Origin of the sequence: uncultured Cyclobacterium sp., from assembly GCF_963976465.1 — a bacterium.
GTDB lineage: Bacteria > Bacteroidota > Bacteroidia > Cytophagales > Cyclobacteriaceae > Cyclobacterium.
This window is the reverse complement of the sequence record NZ_CAXBOC010000236.1, coordinates 1-8,167: the sequence shown is the minus strand read 5'-3', so window position 1 is coordinate 8,167 and position 8,167 is coordinate 1. Positions and strand designations below refer to the sequence as shown.

Annotated in this window: 10 protein-coding genes; 8 read left to right on the top strand and 2 right to left on the bottom strand. The window is 37.3% G+C overall.

What is annotated here, in order from left to right:
- Window positions 1-243: 243 nt before the first annotated feature.
- Complete coding sequence (locus AAC037_RS13800) at window positions 244-744, top strand: metallophosphoesterase family protein (protein ID WP_339903532.1); 501 nt, start codon at window positions 244-246, stop codon at window positions 742-744.
- A gap of 34 nt (window positions 745-778) precedes the next feature.
- Here the strand turns inward: AAC037_RS13800 and AAC037_RS13795 are convergent, their stop codons facing one another.
- On the bottom strand, window positions 779-928 hold the full coding sequence (locus AAC037_RS13795) for a hypothetical protein (RefSeq protein ID WP_014018505.1): 150 nt from the start codon (window positions 926-928) through the stop codon (window positions 779-781).
- Between the two features lie 166 nt (window positions 929-1,094).
- Here AAC037_RS13795 and hisS point away from each other — a divergent pair, with 166 nt between their 5' ends.
- The 3 genes from hisS to AAC037_RS13780 all read left to right on the top strand — a co-directional run bounded on the left by hisS (window position 1,095) and on the right by AAC037_RS13780 (window position 3,940).
- Window positions 1,095-2,474, top strand: a complete 1,380-nt coding sequence (gene hisS, locus AAC037_RS13790; protein WP_339903531.1) for a histidine--tRNA ligase — start codon at window positions 1,095-1,097, stop codon at window positions 2,472-2,474.
- A 123-nt stretch (window positions 2,475-2,597) separates the two neighbouring features.
- Complete coding sequence (locus AAC037_RS13785; RefSeq protein ID WP_339903530.1) at window positions 2,598-2,930, top strand: YbaB/EbfC family nucleoid-associated protein; 333 nt, start codon at window positions 2,598-2,600, stop codon at window positions 2,928-2,930.
- On the top strand, window positions 2,930-3,940 hold the full coding sequence (locus AAC037_RS13780; RefSeq protein ID WP_339903529.1) for a glycosyltransferase family 2 protein: 1,011 nt from the start codon (window positions 2,930-2,932) through the stop codon (window positions 3,938-3,940). The genes AAC037_RS13785 and AAC037_RS13780 overlap by 1 nt, the downstream gene beginning before the upstream one ends.
- Here AAC037_RS13780 and AAC037_RS13775 read toward each other — a convergent pair.
- Window positions 3,937-4,155 carry a PspC family transcriptional regulator gene (locus tag AAC037_RS13775; RefSeq protein WP_014018501.1) on the bottom strand — a complete coding sequence of 73 codons (219 nt, stop codon included), beginning with the start codon at window positions 4,153-4,155 and terminating at the stop codon, window positions 3,937-3,939. The two genes, AAC037_RS13780 and AAC037_RS13775, sit on opposite strands and share 4 nt — an antisense overlap.
- 69 nt (window positions 4,156-4,224) lie before the next feature.
- On the opposite strand from AAC037_RS13775, the gene AAC037_RS13770 reads away from it, so the two are divergent.
- The 4 genes from AAC037_RS13770 to AAC037_RS13755 all read left to right on the top strand — a co-directional run.
- Window positions 4,225-5,751 carry a hypothetical protein gene (locus AAC037_RS13770; protein ID WP_339903528.1) on the top strand — a complete coding sequence of 509 codons (1,527 nt, stop codon included), beginning with the start codon at window positions 4,225-4,227 and terminating at the stop codon, window positions 5,749-5,751.
- Between the two features lie 16 nt (window positions 5,752-5,767).
- Entirely contained in the window at window positions 5,768-6,625 is an 858-nt protein-coding gene (locus tag AAC037_RS13765) for an ROK family protein (RefSeq protein WP_339903527.1), read from the top strand.
- 68 nt (window positions 6,626-6,693) lie between these two features.
- A complete protein-coding gene (locus AAC037_RS13760; RefSeq protein WP_339903526.1) occupies window positions 6,694-7,206 on the top strand; it encodes a phosphoheptose isomerase in 513 nt (170 codons plus the stop codon).
- 684 nt (window positions 7,207-7,890) lie between these two features.
- The coding region (locus tag AAC037_RS13755; RefSeq protein ID WP_339903525.1) for a DUF5009 domain-containing protein at window positions 7,891-8,167 on the top strand (277 nt) is incomplete at its 3' end.

Below are 8,167 nucleotides of genomic sequence, written 5' to 3'. Positions count from 1 at the left end.
TGGCATCTTTTAAAGGATGTTTTCTTATAATTAAAATTATCGGCCCACAAACTTTGGTAAATTCATAAGTAGCTAACACATTAATTGATAGGTAGGAGAGCGGGAAACAAAAAATAAAAAGTGCTGTTTTTTTATTTTTTTGGAATTTTAATTTTTCTTTCCACGATTTGAAAATTGAGGTTTGTTTTCCAATTTTAATTGTCTTTGCTTTGCTCTTTTAATGAAGATAAAAATTTATATGCTATGGTGAAAATAGCTTTGATTAGTGATACGCACAGTAGCCTTCCTGAAAATGCTATCAAATCTTTGGAAAAAGTAGACGAAATTTGGCATGCAGGGGATGTTGGAGATCCTGAGGTCTTGGAAAAATTGCCTGGAAAGCCACTTTTAAGGGCTGTTTTTGGGAATATAGATGACCCAAACCTTCAGAGAGAACTACCAGAAGAAATGTTTTTTATAAGTGGGGGAGTGAAAGTATTTATGATACATATCGGTGGGAAACCACCTAGATATGCCAAAGGCGTGAAAGCTAAAATAAAAAAATACCAACCCCATTTGTTTGTATGTGGACATTCACATATATGTAAGGTGGTGCAAGACCAAGAATTGGGTGTGTTGTATATGAATCCAGGAGCTATAGGCAATCACGGATTTCATCAAATCAAAACCATGTTGACTTTTGAATTGGATCAAACTGTCAAAAATCTTAAGGTAATTGAATTTGGAAAAAGAGGAAGGATATAAAAAAACCCGATGTTTTTCGGGCTTCTTTATCTCTTTATTTGCTTGAAGAAAATTCTTTCTTAATTTCTTCTACATCTACATTTTTGAGGACAGGCTGAGCACTCAATAATTTGATTTTTTGTACCCTTGCATTCTGTGCCTGTCTTTTTCTTCTTAATTTTCTTTTTAAAGTAGTAACAGCCATTGTATTGTTTGTTTTTTGTTCTCGCTTGAAATGAAGGGCAAAGGTAAGTAAAATATTAATTAAATACAGAAATTAATTAAAGAAGTTGGGTTTTCCCCTCAAATTGCCCTGATAATATCCTCCAATATACTTTTTAATTTTTTAACTTTGGCCAAAATTCCAGAGGATGAGCAAACAAAAACCAGGAATACCTAAAGGTATGCGCGATTTTGGCCCCAATGAAATGGCCCGAAGAAACTATATATTTAATACCATACAAGCTACATTCAAATTATTTGGGTACCAGCAGTTGGAAACACCAACCATGGAAAACCTAAGTACCTTGACAGGCAAGTACGGGGATGAAGGGGACCAACTTTTGTTTAAAGTACTTAACAGTGGAGCTTTTTTAAAAAAGATAGATACAGAGACCTTTAATTCTGGGGAAAGCAAGGTGTTGCCAAAGATTTCAGAGAAAGGTTTGCGATATGACCTTACCGTACCCTTTGCAAGGTATGTGGTTATGAACCAAAATGAAATAACTTATCCCTTTAAGCGTTTTCAAATGCAGCCGGTATGGAGAGCTGACAGGCCTCAAAAAGGACGGTATAGGGAATTCTACCAATGTGATGCGGATGTGGTGGGTACAGATAGCCTTATATGTGAAACAGAAATCCTTTGCATGATCAAAAGGGTTTTTTCAGATTTTAAGCTTACAGATTATGACATCAAGATCAACAATAGAAAGATTCTTACCGGGATTGCTGAGGTGATTGGTGCCTCTGGAAAAGAGGCTGACTTATGCGTGGCCATTGATAAATTGGATAAAATAGGCTGGGAAAAGGTGAAAGTGGAATTGATAGAGCGAGACTTTTCTGAAGATGCCATTAAAAAATTATCACCGATCTTATCACAAAATGAGTATAACAATGCTGGTTGGTTGCTGTTTTTGAAAAAGTATCTTGCAGAAAGTGAGATAGGTTTAAAAGGGATAAATGAGCTTGAAGAGGTGTTTTCTTATTTAGCTAAAATGGGAGAAAACCAAAACCATGTGGTTTTTGATCCTGTATTAGCCAGAGGACTGTCTTATTATACCGGAGCGATATTTGAAGTGAAGGTCAATGGAGTTAGCATTGGATCCGTAAGTGGGGGAGGTAGATATGATGATCTTACCAGAGTTTTCGGCCTGAAAGGTGTCTCAGGTGTAGGTTTCTCCTTTGGAGTGGACAGGCTATATGATGTGCTCGAAGAGTTGGATCTTTTTCCTGATGATGAAGTGGAGCGAACACAAATAATGTTAGCCTATTTTGGTGAGAAAGAAAAAGAGGCCTGTTTAGGCATCCTGACGGCTTTGAGAAAAGAAGGGATTGCTGCTGAAATTTATCCTGATTTGGTGAAAATTAAAAAGCAGTTTAACTATGCAGGGAAAAAGGGGATTCCCTATGTTGGAGTATTGGGATCTGATGAATTGGAGAATAATACCATCAGCTTAAAAGACATGGCGAGTGGTGAGCAAGAAAGCCTAAGTCTCAATGAAATTGTTAAAAAAATTAAGAACGCTCAATAGACTGCTTACAATAAAAAGAAATCCTTTCCATCATTTTGATAGAGAAAGGTTTGTCATTAATAAGGAGATTTAAGTTATTATAAAAAAGGGAATTAATTAATATAGAAATAAAAAGGGAAGCATATGTTTGACATGATGAATATAATGAATAAGGTGAAGGAGGCTCAAGCCAAAATCAAGACCACCCAAGCTGAATTGGTACATTTGCAGGCTGAAGGTGAAGTGGGAGCCGGCATGGTTAAAGTGATTGTAAATGGTGAAAGGAGAGTGTTGGACATTGAAATTGATTCTACTTTGGTCAATGAAAAAGACAAAGATATGATGAAAGACCTTATTGTTGGGGCTACCAATAAGGCACTGGAAAATATAGATGTAAAAATCAAAGAAAAAATGAGTGCTGCAACTGCAGGTATGATGCCTAATATTCCGGGCATGGATTTTGGAAGCATGATGTAATGAAGGAGGCTGCTATTGTTATTTTAAATTACAATGGAGAAGCCATGCTGCGGAAGTATTTACCTCAGGTAAAAAGCAATAGTATTTATGATATTATTGTCGTAGATAATGGAAGCAATGATGCCTCCATTTCTTATCTTCAAAAAGAATTTCCTGAAATCAGGTTAATTTTACTTAGTGAAAACCACGGATACAGCAAAGGGTATAACCTGGGTTTAGCGCATTTAAAAGATACTTATTCTTATTATTTACTCCTCAACTCAGATGTGGAAGTTACAGGCGGATGGGATCAAACGCTTGTGGGTTATCTATTACAGAATCCGAAAGTGGCAGCCTGTCAACCCAAAGTGCTTTCTCTGGTCAAAAAAGGTTACTTTGACTATGCAGGTGCTGCAGGTGGCTTTTTAGATCAACTAGGCTATCCATTTTGTCGGGGAAGAATCCTTCATTTGCTGGAAGAGGATAAAGGGCAATACAATGATTCAATCGAATTAGACTGGGCCTCAGGGGCTTGTTTTTGTGTTAAATCATCAATTTTCCATGATTTTGGAGGTTTTAATCCGTTTTATTTTTCTCATATGGAGGAAATAGATTTGTGTTGGAGGATGAGAAATGAAGGGTATAAAATCCATCATTGTGGAGCAACCAAGGTGTATCACCTCGGTGGAGGTACTTTGTCTCAGGTAAACCCCTTGAAAACTTACCTTAATTTTAGAAATAGCCTTTATATGCTCAAAGGTAATTTGGAGCTGGATGGTTTTCTAAAAGTTTTCCTTTTGCGAATGATTCTGGATGTCGGGGCTTTAATGCATTTGCTGTTTACTAGGGGAGTATCCCATAGTTGGGCCATAGTAAGAGCCTATTGGGACTTCCTTACAAAAAGTGATGCATTGAAGAGTGGTCAATATAAAAAGGTAAAGCATCATAAATCAGCAAAGCCTCTTGCGGTTTACTCCATCATATGGTCTTATTATCTGAAAGGAAAGAAAAAATACTCCGATCTGAATTAATCAAATAAAGCCGGGTTATTCATTCTCCTTAAATAAGTTCTTATTTTCATTAGCATCCCAAGCGTTACATACAGAATGATTGGGGATCCTAGGGTAATAAAAGAACTGTAGATAAAAAACAATCGAATGCTGTCGATAGGGAAATGAAGTTTTTCTCCTAATTTTGAGCAAACCCCGAAGGCTCGTTCTTGGAAGAATAGTTTTATATTTTCCATGTTAATGACCATTTTAGAGTTCTAAGAATTATAATTAAAGCAACTTATTGATAATAAATTGGTTAACCTATGAATATGGTAAAAAAATACATTGCCTTTTTTATCCTTTGTATGACAATTGCAAGTTATTCTTGTAATGTTGTACAAGCAGATAACCAAAAAATTTATTTAGACCCACATAAATTAGAGCGTTTGGGTGATTCAGTAAGGTTTGATTTAACTGTTGTCCTTCCAAATGCCATGCTTTTAAGCAATGAAACCTATGCTTTATCTCCATATTTCAAGTATGATAAAGAAACGTATTTTTTTGAAAAAAAGTTAAAGGTAAAAGGGGATACACTTGATGTTTATTCAAGTGTGAAACTGACCGAAAGCTTTAGCATGCCTTTCGTCAAAGGAATGGAAAGCGGCAACTTGTATGCCAAAGGAGAGGTTTCAAATAATCAAGGGGCCAGCCAGTATGAAACCCAAGAAGTCCTTGTTTCAACAGGTATTATTACCACTGCCGCGCTATCCCAAATAGGACAGTACCGCGGTCAAGAAAAGTATCCTGTATTGGGCTTATGGGTAGAGCCCTATCAAAAAGAGACCGTAGGCATGCTTTTTGAAAACAGTTTGAAAGATTTAAGAGATGCTTTTTCCTCTTACAGTGGAATACCATTTACCGCCAAGTTACCTTTTCTAAAGGTATTGGAAGGCCCGGGAGACTGGACCTATAAATTAAAGAAATTACAAGCCTTGCCCTCTTTTAATAAAGTTCAACGGGAGGTCTTGAATCCCTTCGTCCAAAAGGCAATTATGGCTCCCCGTAACGTTGAAAGCATTGCTGATCTTGAGCTGTCAATTTTGAGTAGAAGCATTCGCAAGGGGAGGGTTCCTGCAGATACCTTGTCTGAAAATGATTATATTCGGGCACTGGAAATGGAGCCGGGATGGAATGAGAAAGAAGAGATTCTAAGGGCCATGGTAGAAGTTTATCCAAGTGCCTTTTCCTTTAATAATCTAGGGGTAGTCTTTGCCAATAAGGCAAATAGAACCAGCAATACCAAGGATAAAAACCAGTTGCTGGAAAATGCGCTTTTTGCATTCAACCGGTCCAATGCTATTTTTGAGAATTCTTTTGCGGTTTATAATCTAGGAATTGTGTTTTGGTTATGGGAAGACAGATTTAGTGCCTACAATAGTTTTTATAGAGCTTATACCCTTACTGAGTTTGATGAAATCAAAAAAGTCCACCAAGCTGCTTTGGGTGCCGTTTCAATATTCAATGGAGATTATAGATTGGCTGTAATCCATTTGAACGATGCCGAAAAAAGCCCGGTCAATCTTTTTAATCAGGGACTAGCGAATGTTTTGTCGGGAGATTATTACAATGCTACGATACAATTTGAAAATAGTGCCATACAAAATATGAGCAATGGCTTTCCTTTTTATGGCCTAGCAATAATTGCTGCAAGAAATGGAGAGGAAACCAAGCTTTATGAAAACCTTAAAAAAGCCATTAGCCGAAACGAATTCTTAAAAGACCGGGCTGCAGCTGACTTTGAATTTGCTGCTTACCATGATAAAGAAGGATTCAAAGAAGTGCTTAGGTGAAAAGAAAAACATTAAAATGAAACAGATTGTTGGTGTAGACATTGGAGGATCGCATATTAGTGCAGGGCTTTTGGATAATGAAAGTTCCAGTATCTTGGATGAGAAGATTGCTAGAAATCCTGTGGATTCTTTAGGTACTATGGAAGAAATCTTAAATGCTTGGACGGACTGTATATCCTCTTTGAAAATCAAAAAGGAGGCTTACTTAGGCATTGCCATGCCGGCCCCATTCGATTATGATCAAGGTATATCCTTGATTTTAGATCAGGGGAAATACAGGGCTCTTTATCAGGTCAATCTAAAAGAAGCCCTTTCTTATAGACTAAACCTTCCCCTAAAAAATATCGACTTTATTAACGATGCTGCAGCTTTCTTACAAGGAGAGGCTTTTGTAGCAGGCTGGCCCCAACAGGAAAAACTAATGGGAATCACTTTAGGTACCGGACTTGGAGGTTCCTATAAATTTGGTGATAAAGCTGAAGACGGTGCATTTTGGTCAGTTCCTTTTAAAGGGGGTATTGCAGAGGATTTAATTAGTACTTCGTTTTTTGTAAGGTGGGCAAAGAAAGCATTCGGTATTAAAGTGGATGGCCTGAAAGCCCTGCTGGCCATGCCGGAGATGAGACCTTCCACACTAGATGTTCTCAAAGAGTTTGGCCAAAATTTGGCAGAACTAATGCTTTTGCAAATGGAAGGAAAAGCAATTGATAAAGTTGTTATCGGAGGGAATATGGTCAAAGCCGGAGATTTGTTTTTGCCAGTAGTGAAACGGGTTTTGAATGCCAATAATGCCTATCCGGAAATTTTCATTAGCAAATTGGGAGAAAAAGCAGCCATGATAGGGGCCGCAAGTTTGTTTGAGAAAAAACAATAAAAAATCATTATCTTTTGAGCGTAATTTAGAAGAGCAATTTTTAATACTTTGTTTAATTATAGAATAGAATGACAATAGAGAAAGATTTATCTAAAGCAGCTATTTTTAAAACAGTTGAAGGTTGGTTAGCAGCCGACGGGTTTCAGATTATAAACCAAGATGAAACCAGACCATGGGGTGGTTTTTTTGTCATCGATGAAGATCAAATCAGCAAGTTCAAGGAAAAGTTTTTTCCTGAAGTAAGCTTGTCACCTGAGCAATTGAAAAATAAATTAAGCCCTAAAATATTACTCGTTGGACCCGGGAAAAGATTATCTTGGCAATACCACCACAGAAGGGCAGAGATATGGAAGTTGGTAGAGGGTGAAGGTGGATTGATAACAAGCGAAAACGATACCGAAGGAGCGTTAGAAGAGATGGTTATAGGTGAAGTGCAACGCCTGAAGCAAGGTGAAAGACACAGGTTAGTAGGCTTAAACAACTGGGGAGTAGTGGCTGAAATATGGATGCATACTGATCCAGAAAACCCTTCAGATGAGGAAGATATTGTGCGTGTGCAAGACGACTTTTCCAGAAAATAAGAAGTAAATGGATTAGTAAAGTGTAAACCATGGTCAGAGATCCTAACTTGGATGATTATTAGAAGTAGATCTCATAAAAATGAAATTTGAATAAGCCATTTCGGATCCTGAGCAAAGGGACTGAATGGCTTTTTTACCTTCAGGGACCTTAATGGACTGAAATAAATCTATGTCAAGATTCTGTTATTGGATCAGGTAATAATTTTTATCAGCTGAGGTATGTTTTCCCCAGGTCTTTTAAACTGCTTCTAGAAAAGACGAAATGAGGATCCATTGGCTTAGTTTTTCTTCCTTTATAAACTTGACCTGTATTATAATAAGTGTCTTTACTTTTGCTTTTTTGATATGCTTGATAGAAATTAAGGGCCGAAAACAGTTGTTTTCAAGATAAAGGCTACGGCATTAAGTACTTTATCCTATATTTTGTAGCCTATCATTTAATTTGCATAGTAAACCCATAATAAACTTAGCCTGGATTTAAGGTTGGCCGAAATAGGCAAAGCCAGGTACTTAATTGATGCTTGGGTTTGATCCAATTTTTCCGAGGGCTAGTGAAAATGCATTCATAACTAGAAACTTGATAACTGGTTATTTCTACCAGCCAATAGTAGATAAAGGAGGCTTTGAATCAGATCGTATAGTCTTTTTTGGAAGATACACACAACTAAAAATATCAACAATACTATGACAAATACATTGGACTCCATTAGGCCCTCCACCAGGTATCAATCTTTGGATGTTTTACGAGGACTGACCTTGGCCTTGATGGTGATTGTAAATACACCCGGAGATGGCAGTACCAGTTTTGGTCCTTTAACCCACGCTGATTGGCATGGATTGACACTTACAGATTTGGTTTTTCCTTCATTTTTGTTTGTTGTGGGCAATGCCATGAGCTTTAGTCTCGGTAAATTCAAACAAAAGGGAAGCAATGCGTATTTTGCCAAGGTGTTAAAAAGAA